The 22,061-nt window shown below is 64.1% G+C and carries 19 protein-coding genes; 14 read left to right on the plus strand and 5 right to left on the minus strand.

The genetic code is table 11. The annotated features are described in order from the left end of the window. Positions 1 to 120 precede the first annotated feature (120 nt). The 3 genes from C0606_10630 (at position 121) to C0606_10640 (ending at position 3,479) form a co-directional block, all read left to right on the plus strand. On the plus strand, positions 121 to 1,077 hold the full coding sequence (locus tag C0606_10630; protein ID PLX38628.1) for an acetyl-CoA carboxylase carboxyl transferase subunit alpha: 957 nt from the start codon (positions 121 to 123) through the stop codon (positions 1,075 to 1,077). Between the two features lie 287 nt (positions 1,078 to 1,364). After that, a complete protein-coding gene (locus C0606_10635; protein PLX38629.1) occupies positions 1,365 to 2,630 on the plus strand; it encodes a transcriptional regulator in 1,266 nt (421 codons plus the stop codon). A gap of 9 nt (positions 2,631 to 2,639) precedes the next feature. Next, a complete protein-coding gene (locus C0606_10640; protein PLX38630.1) occupies positions 2,640 to 3,479 on the plus strand; it encodes a hypothetical protein in 840 nt (279 codons plus the stop codon). 13 nt (positions 3,480 to 3,492) lie between these two features. On the opposite strand, the gene C0606_10645 is transcribed toward C0606_10640, so the two are convergent. Together C0606_10645 and C0606_10650 are read right to left on the minus strand one after the other, a co-directional pair. Further along, entirely contained in the window at positions 3,493 to 4,764 is a 1,272-nt protein-coding gene (locus C0606_10645) for a hypothetical protein (protein ID PLX38631.1), read from the minus strand. Between the two features lie 146 nt (positions 4,765 to 4,910). Next, complete coding sequence (locus C0606_10650; protein PLX38632.1) at positions 4,911 to 7,727, minus strand: preprotein translocase subunit SecA; 2,817 nt, start codon at positions 7,725 to 7,727, stop codon at positions 4,911 to 4,913. On the opposite strand from C0606_10650, the gene C0606_10655 reads away from it, so the two are divergent. From C0606_10655 to C0606_10675, 5 genes are all read left to right on the plus strand, one after another. Next, complete coding sequence (locus C0606_10655; GenBank protein PLX38633.1) at positions 7,726 to 8,850, plus strand: peptidylprolyl isomerase; 1,125 nt, start codon at positions 7,726 to 7,728, stop codon at positions 8,848 to 8,850. The genes C0606_10650 and C0606_10655 overlap by 2 nt on opposite strands. Before the next feature lie 39 nt (positions 8,851 to 8,889). Further along, positions 8,890 to 10,125, plus strand: a complete 1,236-nt coding sequence (locus C0606_10660) for a bifunctional ornithine acetyltransferase/N-acetylglutamate synthase (protein PLX38634.1) — start codon at positions 8,890 to 8,892, stop codon at positions 10,123 to 10,125. Then, positions 10,094 to 10,561, plus strand: a complete 468-nt coding sequence (locus C0606_10665) for an 8-oxo-dGTP diphosphatase MutT (GenBank protein PLX38635.1) — start codon at positions 10,094 to 10,096, stop codon at positions 10,559 to 10,561. Before C0606_10660 ends, C0606_10665 begins: the two co-directional genes overlap by 32 nt. A gap of 35 nt (positions 10,562 to 10,596) precedes the next feature. Beyond that, on the plus strand, positions 10,597 to 10,842 hold the full coding sequence (locus C0606_10670; protein ID PLX38636.1) for a hypothetical protein: 246 nt from the start codon (positions 10,597 to 10,599) through the stop codon (positions 10,840 to 10,842). Positions 10,843 to 11,012: 170 nt separating this feature from the next. Then, the gene (locus tag C0606_10675; protein PLX38637.1) at positions 11,013 to 11,318 is read left to right on the plus strand and encodes a hypothetical protein; all 306 of its coding nucleotides are present in this window, start codon (positions 11,013 to 11,015) and stop codon (positions 11,316 to 11,318) included. Here C0606_10675 and C0606_10680 read toward each other — a convergent pair. Continuing rightward, complete coding sequence (locus C0606_10680; GenBank protein ID PLX38638.1) at positions 11,266 to 12,210, minus strand: SAM-dependent methyltransferase; 945 nt, start codon at positions 12,208 to 12,210, stop codon at positions 11,266 to 11,268. The two genes, C0606_10675 and C0606_10680, sit on opposite strands and share 53 nt — an antisense overlap. Before the next feature lie 223 nt (positions 12,211 to 12,433). Here C0606_10680 and C0606_10685 point away from each other — a divergent pair, with 223 nt between their 5' ends. The 4 genes from C0606_10685 to C0606_10700 all read left to right on the plus strand — a co-directional run bounded on the left by C0606_10685 (position 12,434) and on the right by C0606_10700 (position 15,185). Continuing rightward, complete coding sequence (locus C0606_10685) at positions 12,434 to 13,192, plus strand: amidophosphoribosyltransferase (protein PLX38639.1); 759 nt, start codon at positions 12,434 to 12,436, stop codon at positions 13,190 to 13,192. Between the two features lie 103 nt (positions 13,193 to 13,295). Further along, positions 13,296 to 13,553 (plus strand): glutaredoxin 3, encoded by a 258-nt coding sequence (gene grxC, locus C0606_10690; GenBank protein PLX38640.1) that lies wholly within the window; start codon positions 13,296 to 13,298, stop codon positions 13,551 to 13,553. A gap of 215 nt (positions 13,554 to 13,768) precedes the next feature. Further along, positions 13,769 to 14,608 (plus strand): amidohydrolase, encoded by an 840-nt coding sequence (locus C0606_10695; GenBank protein PLX38641.1) that lies wholly within the window; start codon positions 13,769 to 13,771, stop codon positions 14,606 to 14,608. A 64-nt stretch (positions 14,609 to 14,672) separates the two neighbouring features. Beyond that, positions 14,673 to 15,185, plus strand: a complete 513-nt coding sequence (locus C0606_10700) for a DUF1178 domain-containing protein (GenBank protein PLX38642.1) — start codon at positions 14,673 to 14,675, stop codon at positions 15,183 to 15,185. 77 nt (positions 15,186 to 15,262) lie between these two features. Here the strand turns inward: C0606_10700 and C0606_10705 are convergent, their stop codons facing one another. Together C0606_10705 and C0606_10710 are read right to left on the minus strand one after the other, a co-directional pair. After that, on the minus strand, positions 15,263 to 17,221 hold the full coding sequence (locus C0606_10705; GenBank protein ID PLX38643.1) for a methyl-accepting chemotaxis protein: 1,959 nt from the start codon (positions 17,219 to 17,221) through the stop codon (positions 15,263 to 15,265). A gap of 212 nt (positions 17,222 to 17,433) precedes the next feature. After that, positions 17,434 to 18,189: a bifunctional 3-demethylubiquinol 3-O-methyltransferase/2-polyprenyl-6-hydroxyphenol methylase gene (locus C0606_10710; protein PLX38644.1), complete on the minus strand. Its 756-nt coding sequence runs from the start codon at positions 18,187 to 18,189 to the stop codon at positions 17,434 to 17,436. A gap of 223 nt (positions 18,190 to 18,412) precedes the next feature. On the opposite strand from C0606_10710, the gene C0606_10715 reads away from it, so the two are divergent. Together C0606_10715 and ptsP are read left to right on the plus strand one after the other, a co-directional pair. Next, on the plus strand, positions 18,413 to 19,669 hold the full coding sequence (locus tag C0606_10715) for an aspartate kinase (GenBank protein PLX38645.1): 1,257 nt from the start codon (positions 18,413 to 18,415) through the stop codon (positions 19,667 to 19,669). Between the two features lie 84 nt (positions 19,670 to 19,753). Further along, positions 19,754 to 22,024 (plus strand): phosphoenolpyruvate--protein phosphotransferase, encoded by a 2,271-nt coding sequence (gene ptsP, locus C0606_10720; GenBank protein ID PLX38646.1) that lies wholly within the window; start codon positions 19,754 to 19,756, stop codon positions 22,022 to 22,024. Positions 22,025 to 22,061: the final 37 nt, after the last annotated feature.

Raw genomic sequence — 22,061 nt, forward strand, 5'->3', positions numbered from 1 at the left:
GCAAACAGGCCTTCGCCGTTTGCCAAAGCCGGTGATCGCGCTTGACAGGGACAGCGCGCCTCGCCACTGTCGCGGCACTTCCTGGGGCCGAAAAATCACACCCAATCCCGATGGTTTCGGATGCATAGTTATCTCGAATTTGAAAAGCCTGTTGCCGATCTCGAAGGCAAGGTCCATGAGCTGCGCACACTGGGCGACGGCGGTTCTGAAACCGTCGACGTGGCAGAGGAAATCAGCCGCCTCGAAATCAAGGCCGCGCAGGCGCTCAGCGATCTCTACGGCAAGCTAACGCCGTGGCAGAAAACCCTCGTCGCCCGTCATCCCGACCGGCCGCATGCGCTTGACTATGTCGAGGCGCTGATCGAGGATTTCACGCCGCTGGCCGGCGACCGCCTGTATGGCGATGACGCCGCGATCGTTGCCGGGCTTGGCCGACTCAAAGGGCGTCCCGTGGCCGTCATCGGCCAGGAGAAGGGCAACGACACCAAGTCCCGGCTTCATCACAATTTCGGCATGGCGCGGCCCGAGGGCTACCGCAAGGCCGTGCGGATCATGGAGCTCGCCGAGCGGTTTTCGCTGCCTGTGGTGACGCTCGTCGACACGGCCGGCGCCTATCCCGGCATCGGTGCGGAAGAGCGCGGCCAGGCCGAGGCGATCGCCCGGTCGACGGAAGCCTGCCTGCGGCTCGGCGTGCCGAATGTCTCGCTGATCATCGGCGAGGGCGGCTCGGGTGGCGCCATCGCGATTGCGACCGCCAATCGGGTCTTCATGCTAGAGCACTCGATCTACAGCGTTATTTCGCCCGAAGGGGCGGCGTCTATCCTGTGGCGGGATTCGGCACGGGCGCAGGATGCGGCCGCCAACATGAAGATCACGGCGCAGGACCTTCTCAAGCTGAAGGTCATCGACGGCATCATCAAGGAACCGGTCGGCGGCGCGCATCGCGACCGCGCAGCGGTGTTTGCCGATGTCGCCAAGACCCTCGATGAAGCGCTGAAAGAGATGTCGACGCTGACGCCGGCGGAGTTGCGCAAGGAGCGGCAGGACAAGTTCCTGGCGATCGGTCGCGACCTCTAAATCGGCACAGGACCTTTGACAGGTCACGGAAACGCCGGAATCCTATGGAAATGAGGAATGCGCTGCGGCGGCAGACGGAGCGTTCTTTAACGCTGCGTCAAGCATGTTCGCCGCAAAGTGCGGGTTCGTGGAAGCGGGCGACACCGGGTAGCGGTGCCGGCCGCATTGGACGTGACTAAATCCGAGCGAGGGCGTTTGCCGTGATATTTCGACTGTTCGCGGTTGTTCTGGTTGGCTGGCTGGTAGCGGCCTGTACACCTGATGAACTCGGCTACGGGCCGAAGCATTTGCGGCCGGTTTCGCAGGAAGTCCGTCAGAAAATGAGCAGCCTCGGCATGGCAACGACCTCGCCGATCCTGGTGCGTATTTTCAAGGAAGAATCCCAGCTGGAAGTGTGGAAGCAGACCCGCACGGGGCGCTACGCACTGCTCAACACGTTCGACATCTGCAAATGGTCCGGCAAGCTCGGTCCGAAGAAGCAGGAGGGCGACCGGCAGGCGCCGGAGGGCTTCTACACGATCCGTCCTGCGCAGATGAACCCGAACTCATCCTACCATCTGTCGTTCAACCTCGGCTATCCGAACGCCTATGACCGGGCCTTCGGGCGCACCGGCTCCAACCTGATGGTGCATGGCGCGTGCTCATCGCGCGGCTGCTATGCGATGGAAGACAAGCAGATCCAGGATATCTACGCGCTGGCGCGCGACGCCTTTCGTGGAGGTCAGCGCGACTTCCAGGTGCATGCCTTTCCGTTCCGCATGACGCCGGAGAACCTCGCCCGTCACGTCGACGATCCGAGCTACGATTTCTGGAAGATGCTGAAAGAGGGTTCCGACCATTTCGAGGTCACGAAGGTGCCGCCGAAGGTCGATGTCTGCTCCAAGCGCTATGTGTTCAATGCAACGCCCGAGAATGCCGGGGCCTCGTTCAATGCCCGCAACTCGTGCCCGACCTACACGATCCCGAACCCGATCGCGACGGCGGTTGCCGCCAAGCAGCGCCAGGACGAGGAAAAGGTGACGCAGCTCGTCGCCCAGCTCGAAGACCAGCGCAAACGCGAGGAAGAGTGGGCCAAGCGCAAGACCGCTGTTGCTGAGATCATCAAGGGCAATTCGGACGAGGAAAATGCGGGCGAGGGTACGGCTGCTGCCGGTGAGGCGACGGCGGTTGCCGCGGCGACGCCGGCAAGCGTCGGCGGTGTCCCGGTACCGCGTCGTTCGCCGCGCGCACTCGCCCTGCAACAGGAACAGAGTTCGGGAACCGGCAAGTTCTTCTCGAGCATTTTCGGCGGTGACAAGGACAAGGCCGCCGCCGGCTCTGCCGCCGCTGCCGAAACGGCAGACACGGCGCCGACCCCGGTCAAGACGGTGGCGGTGAAGCCTGCTGCCGAAAAGCCGGCCCCTGAAAAGCCGGCCACCGAGGTGACTGCGAAAGCCGAGCCCGCCGAAAATGCGGGCGAGGAGTCCTCGATTGCCGCCGACGACACGGCGCCGGAGGCGGAAGCCAAGTCGTCCGGCTCGCTGCTGTCGCGCTGGTTCGGCTCGGGCAACTAGCCGCCTGCCGTGGCCGGACCGAGAAAACGCGGCCGCCGGCTGGCGCTTGCTCTGGTCGTTGCGTTCATTGCCGGCATTGGCGCGAGCGTCGGGTTCGCGGTCGCGGCATCGTCCTTTTCCGATCTCGGCGGCTATGCGCGCTCCGCGCTCGTCTGGCTCGGCTTTCCCGTTCTGCAGTTCGAGGGTGAGGGTGTGACCGACAGCGCGAGCCAACAGCCCCTTGCCGATCTGCTTGCCGAGCGCGGATTGGCGCTCGGCGCGCCTGTCCACCTTCGCCTGTTCAAGTCCGAGGGCCTGCTTGAGGTCTGGATGGAGCGGGACGGGCGCTACGAGCTGCTGCGCGACTATCCGATCTGCCGTTGGTCGGGCACGCTCGGGCCGAAGCTGAAAGAGGGCGACGGCCAGAGCCCGGAAGGCTTTTACCGGGTCTCGGAACGCCAGCTCAACCCGAACTCGGCCTATCATCTCGCGTTCAATGTCGGCTTCCCCAACGCCTACGACAAGGCGCACGGCCACACCGGCTCGTATCTGATGGTGCACGGCAGCTGCGTCTCGATCGGCTGTTACGCCATGACCGACGCCGGCATCGACGACATCTACGCGCTGGTCGCGGCGGCGCTGCGCAACGGTCAGAACGCCGTCGGCGTCGACATCTTTCCCTTCCGCATGAGCGATGAGGCGCTTTCCGAGCATTCCGAGGATGAATGGATCGGCTTCTGGCGCAACCTGAAAGAGGGCCACGACCGGTTCGAGGCCGAGCGGCGCCCGCTTTACGTCGCGGTCTGCGAGGGTCGCTACGTCTTCGATGATAGCGGGCAATCCGGCTGCACGCAGGTCGAGGCTTGGTAGCCCGAGCCGGCCGCTATTTCGCGCCGCGCAACAGATAGGCCGGCATTTCTCCGGCGCCCTTGACGTCGATGCTGCCGCGTGGCTCGAAGGCAAGCGCGTGACCGGTCGTTGAGGCGAAGGTCTCCGACACCTGGATTTCCCCCGGCAGGCCGTGCGATTCCATCCGCGCGGCGATGTTCACCGCATCCCCCCAGACATCGTAGGTGAAGCGCTTGTCGCCGATAACGCCGGCAATCGCGGGGCCGCAATGGATGCCGGCGCGCAGCGTCAGATTGGAGCCGCCGAGTGGCGGGTGATCGCCGATCTCTTTCAGCATGTCGAGGGCGAGCCGGCCGACGGCGACGGCGGGTGACGGATCGTCCGGCCTGGCGATGCCGATCGCCATATAGGCGTCACCGATCGTCTTGATCTTGTCGACGCCGTGCTTTTCCGCCAGCTCGTCGAAGCGGCAGACGAGACGGTCGAGATAGGCGACGACCTCTTCGGGCGCGGTGGAGCGCGATGCGGGCGTGAAGCCGACGAGATCGACGAAGAGGACGGCGACGCAATCGAGCCGGTCGGCGATGCGTGCCTGCGGATCTGCCTTCAGGCGGCGCGCGATGGCATTCGGCAGCAGCGTGTCAAGCAGGGTCTCGGCGCGATCGTGCTCGGCCTGCAGCGCCCGTTCGGCCTCGCGCAGGGCCCACAGGGCGTAGGCGATCAGCACGGTGTTGATGGCAAGCGCGTTCATATAGGCCTGCGTCGACAGGCTCTGGCGGAACGCGTGGTCGGCCGTGGCGACGATACCGTGATGGGGCAGGAGCAGCAGAGCGGCCAGCAGCGCGACGGCTGCGAGCGCGAGAAAGCTCAGCCACCAGCGCCAGTTTCTAAAGCCGAAGAAGAAGACGATCACCCCGCCAAGGGTGAAATAGATCTGCAGATTGCTCTCGGTGCCGACGAGCCAGATGATGCCGAGATGGCCGACGCAGATGGCCGTGATCAGCCAGGCTGCCGCGATGTTCTCACCGAAGCGGTGCAGCACCGGTACGAGCAGGAAACAAGCGATGATCGACAGATTGTAGACGTTGGTCGGCCACAGGCCGGTGAAGTCGTAAAAGGCGTTGTAGACGCCGTGCTGGGCCGCATTTGCGATGCCCACATAGGCGGCGGCATTGACGAATTTCTGCCGGCGGCGGATCTCGGGATTGTCGCTGACGATGCCGGCGGACACGATCCGGTCGACCCACGACGGCAGGCGCAGGCCGGACGGATGCGGAACGGCGGAGACGGAACTGCGGGTCGACATCGCTCTTTCCGGTTGGCGGCAGGGCTTGCGAACCCCGAGTATGCACGAGGACAAGGCTTGTCGCGACCGTTTGACGCGGAGCGCGCTTCCACAAACAAAAACGCCCGCGCGAGGCGGGCGTTTTCAAAAGCGTCGGGCGCGTGCCGTCAGGCGAATTTGCCGTGGCAATGCTTGTACTTCTTGCCGGAGCCGCAGGGGCAGGCCTCGTTGCGGCCGACCTTGCCCCAGGTTTCCGGGTTGTTCGAATCCCGGTCCTCGGCGGTCACCCGGCGCGTCGCCGCGCCATAGCTCATCGGCACCTGCGGCTGGTCCTCATAGTCGCCCTCTTCCGGGGTTTCTCCGAACAGGCCGCCCATGGCTTCGGGATCGTCGTGATGAGCGAACATTTCCGGCAGATCGCTGTCGAACGACATCTGCGGCTGTTCCTGAACCAGCTCGACCCGCATCAGATTGCCGGTGACGACCTGGCGCAGATTGGACAGCATGGATTCGAACAGGGCGAAGGATTCCGTCTTGTACTCGTTCAGCGGATCGCGCTGGGCGTAGCCGCGGAAGCCGATGACCGAGCGTAGATGGTCGAGCGTCGAGATGTGCTCGCGCCACAGCCCGTCGAGGGTCTGCAGCAGGATCGCCTTTTCGACGTAACGCATTGCCTCGGGGCCGTATTTGGCGACCTTGGCGGCGGCCTTTTCGTTGGCGGCCTTGTTGATGCGTTCCTCGACCTCTTCCTCGGCGATGCCCTCTTCCTTGGCCCATTCCTCGACCGGCAGGTCAATGTCGAGAACTTCGTTCAGCTCCTGATGGAGGCCGACCATGTCCCACTGTTCGGGATAGGCCTTTTCGGGAATGTGGTGGGCGACGAGGTCGGCGACAACGTCGTGGCGCATGTCGGCCACAGTGTCGGCGACGTCGTCATGGGACATCAGGTCGATGCGCTGTTCGAACACCACCTTGCGCTGGTCGTTCAGCACGTCGTCGAATTTGAGGATGTTTTTGCGGATGTCGAAGTTGCGGGCTTCGACCTTCTGCTGAGCCTTTTCGAGCGCCTTGTTCACCCAGGGATGGATGATCGCCTCGCCTTCCTTCAGGCCGAGCTTCTGCAGCATGGAATCCATGCGGTCGGAGCCGAAGATGCGCATCAGGTCGTCCTGCAGCGACAGGAAGAAGCGCGAATGGCCAGGGTCGCCCTGACGGCCGGAACGGCCGCGCAGCTGGTTGTCGATGCGCCGGCTTTCGTGGCGTTCGGTGCCGACGACGTAGAGGCCGCCGGCGTCGAGCGCGATCTTCTTCAACCGCTCGATCTCGTCGCGGATCTGCTGCTCGCGGGCTTCGCGCTCGGGCCCTTCGGGCATGTCGGCGAGTTCTTCGGCGATGCGCATGTCGGCGTTGCCGCCGAGCTGGATGTCGGTACCGCGGCCGGCCATGTTGGTGGCGATTGTAACGGCGCCGGGAACACCGGCCTGCGAGATGATGCGGGCTTCCTGCTCATGGTAGCGGGCGTTGAGGACCTGGAAGACCTTCTCTTCCTTGCCGCCCTGGTCGCCGTCGAACAGCACCGAGAAATCGCGCTGGCGGAAGCCGTCCTTCTTCAACAGGTCGGCGAGCATCTCGGACTTCTCGATCGAGGTCGTGCCGACGAGGATCGGCTGGCCGCGCTGCTTGCAGTCCTTCACCAGTTCGATGATGGCGGCGTATTTCTCGGCCGCCGTGCGATAGACTTCGTCGTCATCGTCGACGCGCGAGACCGGCAGGTTGGTCGGGATTTCGAGCACCTCGAGGCCGTAGATGTCGAGGAACTCGTCCGCTTCCGTCAACGCCGTACCGGTCATGCCGGCGAGTTTTTCGTACATGCGGAAGTAGTTCTGGAAGGTAATCGAGGCCAGCGTCTGGTTTTCCGGCTGGATCGCCACGTGCTCCTTGGCTTCGAGCGCCTGGTGCAGGCCTTCGGAGAAACGGCGCCCGGGCATCATGCGGCCGGTGAATTCGTCGATGATGATCACTTCATCATTCTTGACGATGTAGTCGCGGTCGCGCTGGAAGATCTTGTGAGCGCGCAGCGCGTTGTTGAGGTGGTGGACGACGGTGACGTTTTCGACGTCGTACAACGAGTCGCCCTGCAGATAGCCGGCCTCGCCGAGCACGCGCTCGAGCTTCTCGTTGCCCGCTTCGGTGAAGTTCGCCGAGCGGGTCTTTTCGTCGAGCTCGTAGTCTTCTTCGACCAGGTGCGGGATGAAGGTGTCGATGGTGTTGTAGAAATCGGAGCGGTCGTCGAGCGGCCCGGAGATGATCAGCGGCGTGCGGGCTTCGTCGATGAGGATCGAGTCCACTTCGTCGACGATGGCGAAGTAATGCGGCCGCTGCACCATCGAGGTCGTTTCGTGCTTCATGTTATCGCGCAGATAGTCGAAGCCGAATTCGTTGTTGGTGCCGTAGGTGACGTCGCAGGCATAGGCGGCGCGGCGCTCGTCATCGTCGAGACCGTGGACGATGACGCCGACGGTCAGGCCGAGGAAGCGGTAGACTTGGCCCATCCATTCGGAGTCGCGGCTGGCGAGGTAGTCGTTGACGGTCACGACGTGGACGCCGCGTCCCGTCAGCGCATTGAGATAGACGGCCAGGGTGGCGACAAGGGTCTTGCCTTCACCCGTCTTCATCTCTGAAATCTTGCCTTCGTGCAGCGCCATGCCGCCGATCAGCTGTACGTCGAAGTGACGTTGATGGAGTGTGCGCTTGGCGGCTTCGCGAACGGTCGCGAAGGCGGGGGCGAGGAGGCTGTCGAGTTTGGCGCCGGCGGCGATCTGGGCGCGGAACTCGTCGGTGCGGGCCCTCAGTTCATCGTCGCTGAGTGCGGCGACCTCCGGCTCGAGCGCGTTGATGTCTTCGACGCGCGAGCGATAGCCCTTGACCTTGCGGTCGTTGGCAGATCCGAAAAGTTTGCGTGCGATTGCACTGAGGCCGACCATGTATAGGACCTTTCCTCGCCAGCCAAATTCCGCGGGCGGCCCGCGGTCCGGGACGGCAAGTCGAGTTGAATTCTGCTTTTCGCACGACCGGCTGAAAGGGATTTGCACCGGCCCCACACGACATGTCCGCGCCAGACGGACGCAGGGCGCGGAACGTTGGACAGATAAGAGTGGGGTCGTAGGTTGTCAACGCCGCAGAATTCGGCATATCTGTCGCCACGTTGCCGACAGCCTGAACAGGCGGGCTTTCAACGAGAAGGAATTCATCATGCCGCTTCGTAGTTACCGGTCGTTCGCATTCGCCTTGATGCTTGGTGTGGGCTTCGTTGGCGGGGCGCCGGCGAGCGCGGTTCGGGCGGAGACGCCGGTCGACAGGAATGCCGTCGCGGCGACCGTCGAGGGGCGCACTATCACCGAGGGTGACATTGCCGTCATCGCCGAAGATTTCGCGGCCGAACTGCAGCGGGTGCCGGAAAAAGACCGCCGCCGTGTCCTGCTCGACCTGCTGGTCGACATGCATGTCATGGCCGCGGCCGCCGAAAGCGAAGGGCTGGCCGAAAGCGACACCTACAAGACGCGGATGGCGTTCTACAAGTCGCAGGCCCTGCGCGATGCCTATTACATTGCGAAGATCGAGAAGGCGATCACCGAGCCGGTGATCCGCGCCGCCTATGACAAGAGCGTGGCCGAGTTCAAGGGCGAAGAAGAGGTGCATGCCCGCCATATCCTGGTGAAGACCGAGGATGAGGCGAAGGCCGTTATCGCCGACCTCGATGGCGGTGCTGATTTCGCGGAGCTGGCCAAGGCGAAATCTGTCGGCCCGTCCGCGTCTTCCGGCGGCGATCTCGGCTTCTTCGCGCAGGGCCGCATGGTGCCGGAATTTGCCGCCGCCGCGTTCGCGCTTGCAGATGGCAGCTACAGCAAGGAACCGGTGAAAACGCAGTTCGGCTGGCACGTGATCAAGGTCGAGGAACGCCGTACGCAGCAGCCGCCGGCCTATGCAGCGGTGCGCGAGCGGATCGCCGATGGCCTGAAGCGCGAGCGGCTGTCGCAGACGCTCGAGGAGCTGAAGAAGTCGGCGAAGATCAACATCACCGGCGCGGATGCCGCGAAAACCGAGTAAGCTCGCTTTTCGCTTTGCCAACGCGTCTGGAGGCGCATCATGGAATTGACGGTTTCTCCCCTCGCGCCGGCCTCCTATCCGGAGACGCCGGCGATCGGTGGCGTCCGGCTGGCAACCGCCGAAGCCGGCATCAAGTATCGAAACCGGACGGACGTCCTTTTGGCGGTGTTCGACGAAGGAACCGAAGTGGCGGGCGTGTTCACACGTTCCAAATGCCCTTCGGCGCCGGTCGAATGGTGCCGGGATATCCTTGCCGGCGGGTCCGCGCGGGCCCTGCTGGTCAATTCCGGCAATGCCAACGCGTTTACCGGCACCAAGGGGCGGGAATCGACTCGCATGTCGGCGGAGGCCGCGGCCAAGGTCGCCGGCTGCCGGCCGGACGAGGTCTTTCTGGCCTCGACCGGGGTGATCGGTGAGCCGCTCGATGCGAGCAAGTTCGATGCGGTGCTCGGCGACATGGCCGGGCGGGCCGAGCCCGGGCGGTTCCTCGATGCGGCGAAGGCGATCATGACGACCGACACCTACCCGAAGGTGGCGGTGCGTCGGATCAAGCTCGATGGCGAAACGGTGTCGATCGTCGGCATCGCCAAGGGCTCGGGCATGATCGCGCCGGACATGGCGACGATGCTGTCCTTCATTTTCACCGACGCGCCGGTGGCGGCCGGGGTGCTGCAGGACGTGCTGTCGCGCGCCGTGCGCAAGACCTTCAACGCGGTTACCGTCGACAGCGATACGTCGACCAGCGACACCGTGCTCGCCTTCGCGACCGGCAAGGCCAAGGGCGTTGCCCGCATTGCGGAGGTTTCGGGCAAGCGTGTGGCGAGGTTCCGTCGGGCCTTCGTTCAGGTGCTGCGCGAACTCGCTCACCACGTCGTCAAGGATGGCGAGGGCGCAACCAAGTTCGTGTCGATCACGGTGGAAGGGGCGACGTCGAAGAGATCGGCACGCAGGATAGCGCTGTCGATCGCCAATTCGCCGCTGGTCAAGACGGCGGTTGCCGGCGAGGACGCCAACTGGGGCCGGATCGTCATGGCGGTCGGCAAGGCGGGAGAACCGGCCGAGCGCGACAAGCTGGCGATCTGGTTCGGCGATGTCCGGGTTGCGGTCGATGGCGAGCGGGATCCCGACTACTCCGAAGCGGCGGCATCGGCGGTGATGAAGAAGCCTGAGATCGCCGTGCGCGTCGACCTCGGTCTCGGCAAGGGCAGGGACACGGTGTGGACCTGCGACCTGACCAAGGCCTATGTCGCCATCAACGGCGATTATCGCAGCTGAGCCGGGGTCCGACAGGGTGAACGAAGCAAATGCCGATCTTTCGATCCTGCTCGTCGTTGCCTGCGCGTTGATCGACAGCGACGGGCGGGTGCTGATCGCACAGCGCCCGGCCGACAAGGCGCTTGGCGGACTGTGGGAATTTCCCGGTGGCAAGCTGGAACCCGGCGAACGGCCCGAGGACAGCCTGATCCGGGAATTGCACGAGGAACTCGGCATTTCGGTTAATGCGGCCTGCCTTGCCCCGCTGACCTTCGCCAGCCACGCTTATCCCGATTTTCATCTTTTGATGCCACTCTATGCCTGTCGCCGATGGTCGGGAACCGTCGTTGCCCGGGAAGGTCAGGCCCTCAAATGGGTCAAGCCGAACCGGTTGCGCGATTTTCCGATGCCGCCGGCCGACGAGCCGTTGATTCCGCATCTCATCGACCTGTTGTGATGCGGCCAGAACACAGCAGTGGGGCCGAAGTGACAATGCAGCAGGAATGGATCTCTCCAGGAAGTGTGCGACGTGAAGCCTCAAAAGGCGCGGCTTTCGGCGGGTGTATTAGTTCCGCGCGGGCGTTCCTGCGCGATGAGGAAGGCACCACGGCGATCGAATACTCGTTGCTTGCGGCGATGTTCGCCATCATCTCGATCGGCGCTGCATCGGCTGTCAGTGAGGCCGTTTCCGAGAACCTGTTCGCGCTCGTGGCGGCGATGTTCCCGGCGGGCCAATAGCGCTTCTCCAGAACGAATACGGCCTTTCCTCACGTCGCGCGGGAGCGGGTGTTTTTCTCATCTGTTTCCCGGCGTGGTTACCGGTGCGTTAAGGTTTTTCCGGCAATTTTAGGCGATCTGTTTCCTCTGCGGGGCCGCGCGCGGTGCCGCAGGACCTGTGAGGGATTGCCATGCGCCACGTCAAAGAGCTTGTGCGACGGTTTCTCGACGACCGCTCGGGAATGACCAGTCTCGAATTCGCGCTGATCTCGGTCGCCGTGGCGCTGGTGTTCTCGGCGGTGTTGTTGTCGTTCACGATGCGGATGGAAACCGTGATCGCCGGGCGTGGCGACTCCTATGTGCCCGACATGATCGTCACCGGTTCGGTGAAGAAACCGGTCTGTCGGCAGAACAACTCGCCGTATCTGCGCTGGAACGATCTGGTCAACGAGGACTGTGCGACCGATCCGCTGGATCAGCCGTTTCCCCCGCGCTGATTTCCTCGGTCTTGAGCGCATCGGCGAGCCGCATTTTCGCCGAACCGGGCGCCAGCGGCTTTTGCTGATCGGGCGAGGGCGCCCATCCTGACAGCGAGATGATTTCGAAGGTGGCGCGGATGCGTCCGTCGGGATCGCTGAAGCGCTCCTGATAGAGTTCGGCCGCCTTGAGGAACAGGGCCCGCGGCACCGGTCGTCGGTCACGTTCGGCAAGGATATTCGTCGCGCCCATGGCGCGCAGGTCGCGGATCAGGTGGAACAGGGTATCGTAGCGCACCGTGAGGCGATCGCGATCGGTCACCGGCAGGGCAAAGCCCGCCCGCTGCAGCAGCGATCCGGCATCGCGCAACTCCGCGACCGGCAGAACGCGAGGCGCCGCGCCGTCGCCACAGGCCAGTTCGGCTTCCAGCATCACCTGACGCAACTCGGTCAGCGTTTCGCCGCCAAGGAAGGCGGCAAGCAACAATCCGTCCGGTTTCAGCGCGCGGCGGATCTGGATCAGCGCGCCCGGCAGATCGTTGACGAAATGCAGCGCAAGCGGTGAGATGACAAGGTCGAGGGAGGCTTCGGCAAAGGGCAACGCTTCCTCGTCGATGACGAGGTCGGGTCGGCCCGGATCGCTGCCGGCGATGAGACCGTCGGCACGGATGATCGTCTCGACCTTGCCCGAAGACTGCAGCATCGCCGCGGTTTGCCCGGTGAAATCGCCGAGCGCGACGCCGGTCTCGAAGCATCGCATGGTGACGGCAAGCCGGTCGCCGGTATCCTCGACGACGCTGCGCAGCAGGAAGTCGGCGCCGTCGACCGCAGCGCGCAGGGCGCGGATACGGTGCCGGGCGAGCAGGGCGCGGTCGAACAGGAGGTTTTCGGGCGTGGATGGTGACAGGGGCATTGGTGATCCGTGTTGGCTTCTTGCGGTTCCAGGCCGGGCCGGACGGCGATGGCGCGCGGTTACGGTTTGGGCCTTCGCGGAGCTGAAGGCAAGTCGGTGGTTGCTCGAGCCCCGGGGGGGCTGCGGTATTTTGCGGGCTGACGCGTCGGAAATGCTCTAGACTTCTTTCCCTACCGGGGGAGAGGTTTTGACAAATAAGCCGGCGATTGCAGGAACAGGCGCAATGGGAGTGTTGCGCGGCACCGCCGTGCGGGCATTTCACCGTGTGGTCGATGCGGTGTTGCCGCCGGTCTGCCTGGCCTGTCGCCGGCCTGTTGCCGATGTCGATGCGCTCTGTTCGAGCTGCTGGAGCGGGCTTCGCCTGATCGAGCGGCCCTATTGCGAGCGGCTGGGTACGCCGTTTGCCTATGATCTTGGATCCGGTGCGCTGAGCGCGGCGGCGATTGCCGAACCGCCACCGTTCAACCGGGCGCGCGCGGTCGCCGTCTACAGCGGCGCGGCGCGGGATTTGGTGCACGGGCTGAAGTACCGCGACCGGCACGACGTCGCCACTTATCTGGCCCGCATGATGGTGCGTGCGGGAAGCGAACTGCTCGATGAGGACACGGTGCTTGTCCCGGTGCCGCTGCATCGCTGGCGGCTGTGGCGGCGGCGTTTCAACCAGTCGGCATTGCTGGCCGAACGCATTGCGTCGACAGCGCATTGCCGGGTCGAGCCGGCGGCGCTGGTGCGTATTCGCGCGACCCGTCAGCAGGTCGGCCTTACCTGCAACGAGCGGGCGCGCAACGTGCAGGGGGCTTTTCGTGTCGATCCCGACAGCCGTGCCGCGATTGATGGCCGGCGTGTCGTTCTGGTCGACGACGTGCTGACCACCGGGGCGACGGTGAATGCCTGCACCCGCGCCTTGCTGCGCGCAGGCGCCGCCGAGGTCGATGTGCTGGTGTTCGCCAGGGTTGTCGGTGGCGAGCCGACTGATTTATAAGTGATCGGTAATATACTCGTGGTCGCGCCATTCAGGGGTGGTGCCGTCCAGCATCTGTGACCTCTGCCGCGCATTTGCGATGGCTGCCAGAATGGAATGCCGAATGCCTGATGTTGTGATCTACACCCGAAAGTTCTGTGGCTATTGCACGGCGGCCAAGCGGCTGCTCGCCCAGAAGGGCGTCGACTTCAATGAGATCGATGCGACCGGCGATCCCGCGAAACGCGACGAGATGATCGCCCGCTCGAGCGGTGGCAGCACGTTCCCGCAGATCTTCATCGGCGAGAAGCATATCGGCGGCTGCGACGAGCTCTATGCCCTTGATCGGGCCGGCGGTCTCGACCCGCTGCTGAATGCCTGAACGGGGTCCCTCGCGGTGTTGCGGAGCTCGCTGCATCGCTCCCGTATCCTTCCTTTCCCCGGGTTGCCAACGACCATCGCAGGCTAGATTGCGGTCAGTGGTTTGACAGCCAGGATGTGCTAACATTCCGGTCCAGGTGAACCTTGCAGACCAGGTTGTCTGCAGGGACAAAGACTGTGCGCGGTCAGAGCTGCGCGAAGAAGGGTGAAACGAGCATGACGATCCTCAAGGCAGCCTGCGTTCAGCTCTGCGCATCGCGTTCAGTCGATGGCAATATCGCCGAAGCCGAAGCGTTGATCCGCGAAGCGGCTGCCGGCGGTGCGACCTATGTTCTGACGCCCGAGCAGACGGCCTTGATGGAACTCGACCGCGAGGTGCTGTTCGCCTCGATCACGCGGCAAGACGACGATGCCGGGCTGGCCCGTTTTCGGGCGCTGGCGGAAGAACTCGGCATCTGGCTGCATATCGGCTCGCTGGCGGTGCTGGTTGAGCCGGAGCGCGCGGCGAACCGCTCTTTCCTGATCGCGCCGGACGGGACGATCGCGGCACGCTACGACAAGATCCACATGTTCGATGTCGATCTGCCGGGCGGAGAGCGCTATCGGGAATCGAAAACCTACCGCGCCGGGACGGATGCGGTGGTCGCGCCGATGGGCGATATCAAGGTCGGCATGTCGATCTGTTACGATCTGCGCTTTCCCCATCTCTATCGCGCGCTTGCCAAGGCCGGCGCGTCGCTGCTCACCGTGCCGGCGGCCTTCACCAAGCAGACGGGCGAGGCGCACTGGCATATTCTGCTGCGCGCCCGGGCGATCGAGAACGGTTGCTTCGTCATGGCGGCGGCGCAAGGCGGGCATCATGAGAACGGTCGCGATACGTTCGGTCACAGCCTGATCATCGATCCGTGGGGCGTCGTGCTGGCCGAAGCCGGCACCGACCCTTGCGTCATCCATGCGGATCTCGATCTCGATGCGATCGCGGCGACGCGTGGGCGTGTGCCGTCGTTGAGCAACGATCGTCCGTTCGAGATCGGTGACACGATTGCATCCGAGTGACGGGCGCGAAGGGCTGAGCCCTACAAGCCAGCGCAATTGGCCGGCGTAATCGGAAGGAAAGGGCATGATCCGTTATTCGCTGAACTGCGACCAGGGCCATGATTTCGAGGGCTGGTTCCGCGATTCCGCCGATTTCGACGGGCAGGTCAAGAGCGCCGGTCTGGGCTGTCCGATGTGCGGGTCGACCGAGATTAGCAAGAAGCTGATGGCGCCTGCCGTGGTCGGCACCAAGAAGGGGCGTCCGGCCCTGGTTGAGGCGGGCCCGGTTTCGCGGAGTTCCGCGTCCGACAGCGGGACGGGTGCGGCCGTATCGGCTGCCACGACGCCGCCGTCGCTGGGTGCGCTGGCGCCGGATCAGCAGCGCATGGTCGAACTGGCGCGCTATATCCGCAAGGAAGTCGTCGCCAATGCCGACTATGTCGGTTCGCGTTTCGCCGAGGAGGCGCGCAAGATCCACTATGGCGACGCCGAGGAGCGCGGCATCTATGGCGAGACGACGCTGGAAGATGCCGAAGAGCTGCTCGAGGAAGGCGTTGACGTGATGCCGCTGCCGATCCTTCCCGAAGATCAGAACTGAAGACCGAGACGGCTTCGGATGTGAAAACGGCCGCCCTCAAGGAGCGGCCGTTTCGTGTTTTGAGCGGCGTTGCGCGATCAGGCCGCGGCGACTTCCTTGAGGAAGCTTTCGACCACGTCTTCGAGCTCGCGAACCCGCTCGGAAACCGTTTCGGAGACCGTCATCACGTTGCCGGCGCCGTCGCGGGTTTCCGATACCGAGGTGCTGACGCCGGTGATGTTGTGTGCGACTTCCTGGGTGCCGGCGGCCGCCTGCTGGACGTTCTGGCTGATCTCGACGGACGCCGAGGCCTGTTCGTCGATAGCCGCCGAGATTGCCTCGGTGGTGCCGGCGACATTGCCCATCTCGCTGGCGATCCGCTCGATCGAACCGACGGCCTCGTGGGTCGAGGACTGGATCGTGTTGATGTGGGCGCTGATCTCGTCGGTCGCCTTTGCCGTCTGGCTGGCGAGCGACTTGACCTCGGAGGCGACCACGGCGAAGCCCTTGCCGGCTTCGCCCGCCCGGGCGGCCTCGATGGTGGCGTTGAGCGCCAGAAGGTTGGTCTGTTCGGCGATGTCCTGAATGAGGGTGATCACCGAACCGATCTGGTCGGCGGCGTCGGCAAGGCCGGCAACCTGGGTGTTGGCGCTGGCGGCGGCCGAACTGGTGTCGCGGATGGTGGTCGTGGCGTGACCGATCTGGCGGCGGATTTCCTCGATGGAGGCCGATAGCTCTTCGGCGGCGGCGGCAACCGTCTGCACGTTCGACGAGGCTTCTTCTGAAGCCGCCGCAGAGCTCGATGACTGCATGGCGGTGTTTTCGGCCACCGACATCAGCGCCTGGGCGGTTGCATTCAGCTGACCGCTGCTGGTGGTCACCACTTCGAGGACCGAACGGGTCTTCTCGCGGAACTCGCCGATGAGATGCTCGATGCGGTCCTGACGTTTGGTTTCGGCGGCGCGGGCGTGATCCGCATCGGCTTCGAGGCGTTCGCGCTCGATGGCGTTGGTCTTGAACACCTCGACGGCGCGGGCCATGTCGCCGATCTCGTCCTTGTCGCTGATGGCCTTGAGCTCGATGCTGGTGTCGCCATCGGCAAGCCGCGTCATGTTGCCGGTCAGGCGCTGCAGACGACGGCCGATATGACGGTCGAGCGCAATGGTGATGCCGATTGCGACGAGAAGGGCGACAGCGGCGAACAGCAGCGTGAAGAGCAGGCCTTCCTGCAGCGTTGCGTCGAAGGCGGAACGGTCGATGCCGATGGCGACGACGCCGATCACGGTGCCGGAGAAGTCGGTCACCGGCTCATAGATGAGCGCTGTCGTGATGCCTTCGATATCGCGTACCGGATCGATCTGTTCGGCGGCGAAACTCGCTTCGAGCATTTCGTCGGAAAGTGCAAAACTCTCCGGGAAGGTGCTGGCGAAACGGTCCCAGCCCGCCTCACGCTTCAGATAAAGCGCGGCGTCGGAGCCGAACCGCTGCTTGAAATTGTCGAAGAAGAACTGGCCGAAGGCGAGGCCGAATTCGACCGAGCCGATGTGCTTGCCGTCGGCGTTGATCGGGACGACGCCGCGCATGCCGAGGCCGGCGACACCGACTTCAAGCCCGAGCGACTTTTCCTTCTCGACGTTGGCGCGCAACACGGTCTTGCGGAACGAGGACAGGTCGTCGCCGAATTTGGCCGGCTTGTGGACGCGCAGGAACGATGTTGCCGGCGGCAGATGGAACTGGAACTGGCGGACACCGTAGTTGGGTTTCATGTAGTCCTGAACGGGGACAAGCAGCTTGGCGAGCTGTTCGCGATCCTGCGCGGCAAAGGCTGCGACGATGTCAGGCTGGTGGGCGATGGCTTCGGCAAGCGAGACCGCGCGCTGGCCTTCGGCCGCGATTTGCGCGCTGAGGCTTTCCTGCAGGCTGTGAAGGCGCTGCGAAATGGCGGTGCTGACGAGTGAGTGGCTCTGCTTGTAGCCCAGGAATCCCGTCGTGCCGAGCGAGATCGCCGCAATTCCGAGCACGGCGAGCAGGATCCAGGTGCGAATTTTGAAGGACATGATCAGATTCCCGTGTTTTCTGACTCTCCAGAAACACGGAAATTGCTTAATACTTCCTATATTCGCACTCTATCCCTTAACTATACAGTCCCGGGAAAGTCGGGGGTTTTCTTTGGAATTGCGCCGGCAAAGTATTCCCAAAGGTAACTGACGCGGCCAACTCTAGGAATTAATGCTCCGAATATTACGTAGCGTCAGATTTGCTTGACGGGCTAGCGCGGCTTGTGCGTCGAGAGCATGTAATTGACGTCGAGATTGGCGGTTCTGCGCCAGTTATCGCGAAGCGGATCGAAGGAAATGCCGCTCATGTCGTCGACGACGAGACCTGCCGACGTCAGCATCGACTCCAGTTCATCGGGCCGCAGGAACTTGTCCCACTGGTGTGTGCCGCGTGGCAGCCAGCGCAAAATGTATTCCGCGCCGACAATGGCGAGCGCATAGGCTTTCAGGGTGCGGTTCATGGTCGCAACGAACATCAATCCGCCGGGGCGGACCATCTCGGCGCAGGTGTTGAGGAACAGCGGCACGTCGGCGACGTGCTCGACCACTTCCATGTTGAGCACGATGTCGAATGTCTCGCCGTCCGCGGCGAGGCTTTCGGCATCGGTTGCCCGGAAATCGATCTCAAGGCCGGAGCGCGCCGAATGCAGGCGGGCGATCTCGATATTGGTCGGCGAGGGGTCGGCGCCGACGACGGTGGCGCCAAGCCGGGCCATCGGTTCGCTCAACAGGCCGCCGCCGCAGCCAATGTCGAGCACGCGCAGACCCTTGAGCGCCTGCGGATCGTTGACGTCGCGGTCGAACTGGCGTGATGCCGCTTCCTTGATGTAGGCGAGGCGCACCGGGTTGAGCTGGTGCAGCGGGCGGAACTTGCCGGTCGGATCCCACCACTGGTCGGCCATGGCCGAGAAGCGCGCGACCTCGCTTGCATCGACGGTGGCGCCGCTTTTGTTGGGATCGCTGGACATGATGTCGCCTTTCGGGATCTGGGTTCGCCGCCCGGGCAATGCCGCCGGCGGGCGCGTTCTATGCTGATTAGTTCTCGCCCGGTTCGGGCCTTGTCAAGTCATCGAACGCGTGTTGACCGTTGCAGGCGGGCGCGGTTCTTTGTATGGAATGCCGCCAATCGCTCCTTTGTTCGCAAAGGCTCTCGGCCGGTCCCGGCCACGAAAACCGTGAGTAACGTGTCCCATGGCGCGTCTGGTAATGAAATTCGGTGGCACGTCGGTTGCCGATCTCGACCGTATTCGCAATGTCGCGCGGCATGTGAAGCGCGAGGTCGACGCCGGCAACGAGGTTGCCGTCGTGGTGTCGGCGATGTCCGGCGAAACCAACAAGCTTGTCGGCCTGTGCCGCGAGGCGGCGCCGCTGCATGATGCGCGCGAGTACGATGCGGTCGTCGCGTCGGGCGAGCAGGTGACCTCCGGTCTGCTGGCGCTGGTGCTGCAGTCGATGGGGATCGAGGCGCGTTCCTGGCAGGGTTGGCAGATCGCTATCGAGACCGACGACGCGCATGGCGCAGCGCGGATCATGGAGATCAAGGGCGACAGGCTGATCGAGCGGCTGTCGCAGGGCCAGGTCGCCGTGGTCGCGGGGTTCCAGGGCATTGGTCCCGATAATCGCATCGCGACGCTCGGGCGCGGCGGTTCGGACACCAGCGCGGTGGCGATCGCCGCCGCGATCAACGCCGACCGTTGCGACATCTACACCGACGTCGACGGCGTCTACACGACCGATCCGCGCATCGTGCAGAAGGCGCGCCGCCTCGACCGGGTGGCGTTCGAGGAAATGCTGGAGATGGCTTCGCTCGGCGCCAAGGTTCTGCAGGTGCGCTCGGTCGAACTGGCGATGGTGCATGGGGTGCGCGTGTTCGTGCGCTCGAGCTTCGACGATCCGGACGCGCCGCAGGTCGGCGTCGGCAACATGCCGCCGGGCACCCTTATTTGTGACGAGGAAGAGATCGTGGAACAGCAGGTCGTTACCGGTATCGCCTATTCCAAGGACGAGGCGCAGATCTCCATCCGCCGGGTGCCGGATCGTCCCGGCGTCGCCGCCGGTGTGTTCGTGCGTCTCGCCGATCACCATTTCAACGTCGACATGATCGTCCAGAACGTATCGTCGGACGGTTCGACCGCCGACATCACCTTCACCGTGCCGGAATCGGATTACGAGCGGGCGATCGGTGTCATCGAAGAGGCGCGCGCGGAGATCGGCTACGAGATCCTCGAAGGCCGCAAGGACGTGGTCAAGGTGTCGGTAATCGGCATCGGTATGCGCAGCCACGCCGGCGTTGCCGCCGATGCGTTCCGCGCGCTTGCCGAGCGCAATATCAACATTCTTGCGATCACCACTTCGGAAATCAAAATCTCCGTTCTGATCGAGGCCGCCTATACCGAGCTTGCGGTGCGGACTTTGCATTCGGTATACGATCTCGACGGACAGGGGTGAGGCGCGGCGTCTCCTGTCACACGACGCTTCGGATTTCTCGTGAAGCGAATCTGATCGCTCGCGGCGCCAGGGAATGGGTAAACGATGCGGGGTTCCCTCGCCGGCCCACGGCTGCTGCTTCGTCGTCTCCGCGAGGTCATGGCGGAGCCGATCAGTCCGCAGGAACGGCTCGACAAGATCGTTGTTCTCATCGCGGCCAACATGGTCGCGGAAGTCTGCTCGGTATATTTCCTGCGGGCCGACGGCGTATTGGAACTGTTTGCCACCGAAGGTCTCAACCGCGCCGCCGTCCACCAGACGAGCCTGCGCGTCGGTGAGGGCCTGGTCGGCCTGATCGCCGCCGAGGCGAAGACGCTGTCGCTGTCCGACGCCCAGACCCATCCCGCCTTTGCCTACAAGCCGGAGACCGGCGAAGAGGTCTATCACTCCTTCCTCGGCGTGCCGATCCTGCGCGCCGGTCGCACGCTCGGCGTCCTCGTTGTGCAGAACCGGGCGCAGCGCGCCTACACCGATGAGGAGATCGAGGCGCTTCAGACGACGGCGATGGTCATTGCCGAAATGGCGGCGACCGGTGTCTTCACCGGGGTCTCGCCGGTCGGCCAGCAGCTCGACCTGCGCCGGTCGATGCAGGTCGAGGGGCTGCCGCTCTCGGATGGCATCGGCCTTGGTCATGTGGTGCTGCACGAGCCGCGGGTGGTGGTCACCAATCTGATCGCCGAGGACATGGACCGCGAACTGGAGCGGCTGCAGTCGGCGGTCGACCGGTTGCGGCTGTCGATCGACGACATGCTCGACCGCGGCGATCTCGGCCAGCATGGCGAGCACCGCGACGTGCTCGAGGCCTACCGGATGTTCGCCTACGACCGCGGCTGGGTCAGGCGCATGGAAGAGGCGGTGCGCAACGGTCTGACCGCCGAGGCGGCGGTCGAAAAGGTGCAGAACGATACCCGTGCCCGCATGCTACGCCAGACCGATCCGTATTTGCGCGAGCGGCTGCACGATCTCGACGATCTCGCCAACCGGCTGCTGCGCTCGCTTGTCGGCACGCCGCTCGACGATGTCGATCTGGAGGCCGTTCCGAAGGACGCGCTGATCATCGCGCGAAACATGGGCGCGGCGGAACTGCTCGACTACGACAGGGCGCGTGTGCGCGGTCTGGTGCTGGAAGAAGGCGGGCCGATGAGCCACGTCACCATCGTGGCCCGGGCGCTTGGTATTCCAACCGTCGGACAGGTGCTCGGCATCACGTCGCTGTGCGAGGCGGGTGACGCGATCATCCTCGACGGCGTGTCGGGGCATGTGCACCTGCGGCCGCCGCCGGATGTCGAACGCGCCTATGGTGAAAAGGTCAAGTTTCGCGCGCGCCGGCAGGCTCAGTACAAGCGGCTGCGCGGTCGCCCGTCGATCACCCGCGACGGACAGGCGATCCCGTTGATGCTCAATGCCGGTCTGCTGGTCGACCTGCCGCATATCGACGAGTCGGGTGCCGACGGCATCGGGCTGTTCCGCACCGAACTGCCGTTCATGATCTCGACGACGTTTCCGCGCATGCGCGAGCAGATGAACCTGTATCGCCAGGTTCTCGATGCCGCGGGTCCGCGACCGGTGACCTTCCGTTCGCTCGATATCGGCGGCGACAAGGTGCTGCCCTATCTGCGCTCGATCCAGGAGGAAAACCCGGCAATGGGCTGGCGGGCGATCCGCCTTGGGCTCGACCGGCCGGGGCTGATGCGCACGCAGATCCGCTCGATGCTGCGCGCGGCGGCCGGGCGCGAACTCAATCTCATGTTCCCGATGGTGACCGAGGTCAACGAATTCCGCCGGGCGCGCGAAATCGTCGAGCGTGAGAAACAGCACCTGATCGGCCACGAGCACGAAACGCCGGTCGTGGTGCGTCTCGGCGTGATGATCGAGGTGCCGGCGCTGCTGTTCGAGCTCGACGAGCTGTTCTCGGAGGTCGACTTCGCCTCGATCGGTTCGAACGATCTGTTCCACTTCGTCACCGCGTCAGACCGCAGTAATCCGCAGGTGGCCGACCGGTTCGATCCGCTGTCGCTGTCGTTCCTGCGCGCCCTGCGCAAGATCATCGTCTGTGCCGCAAGAGCCGATGTGCCGGTATCGCTATGCGGCGAGATCGGCGGACGCACACTGGAAGCAATGGCGTTGATCGGTATCGGCTTCCGCAATCTCTCAATGGCGCCGGCCTCGATCGGGCCGGTGAAGGCGATGCTGCGCAAGCTCGATGCGGGCGACTTCGAAGGCGAGTTGCTGACGAGGCTTGAAGATTCGCACGCGCGCGGCGATATCCGTTCCTTCATCAAGCATTATGCTGACTCGCACGGGATCCCGCTGTAGCTGCCGCAATCAGCCGTTTTGCTGCAGCCAGTTCCAA

It is taken from the genome of Hyphomicrobiales bacterium, from assembly GCA_002869065.1.
GTDB lineage: Bacteria > Pseudomonadota > Alphaproteobacteria > Rhizobiales > Rhodobiaceae > Rhodobium.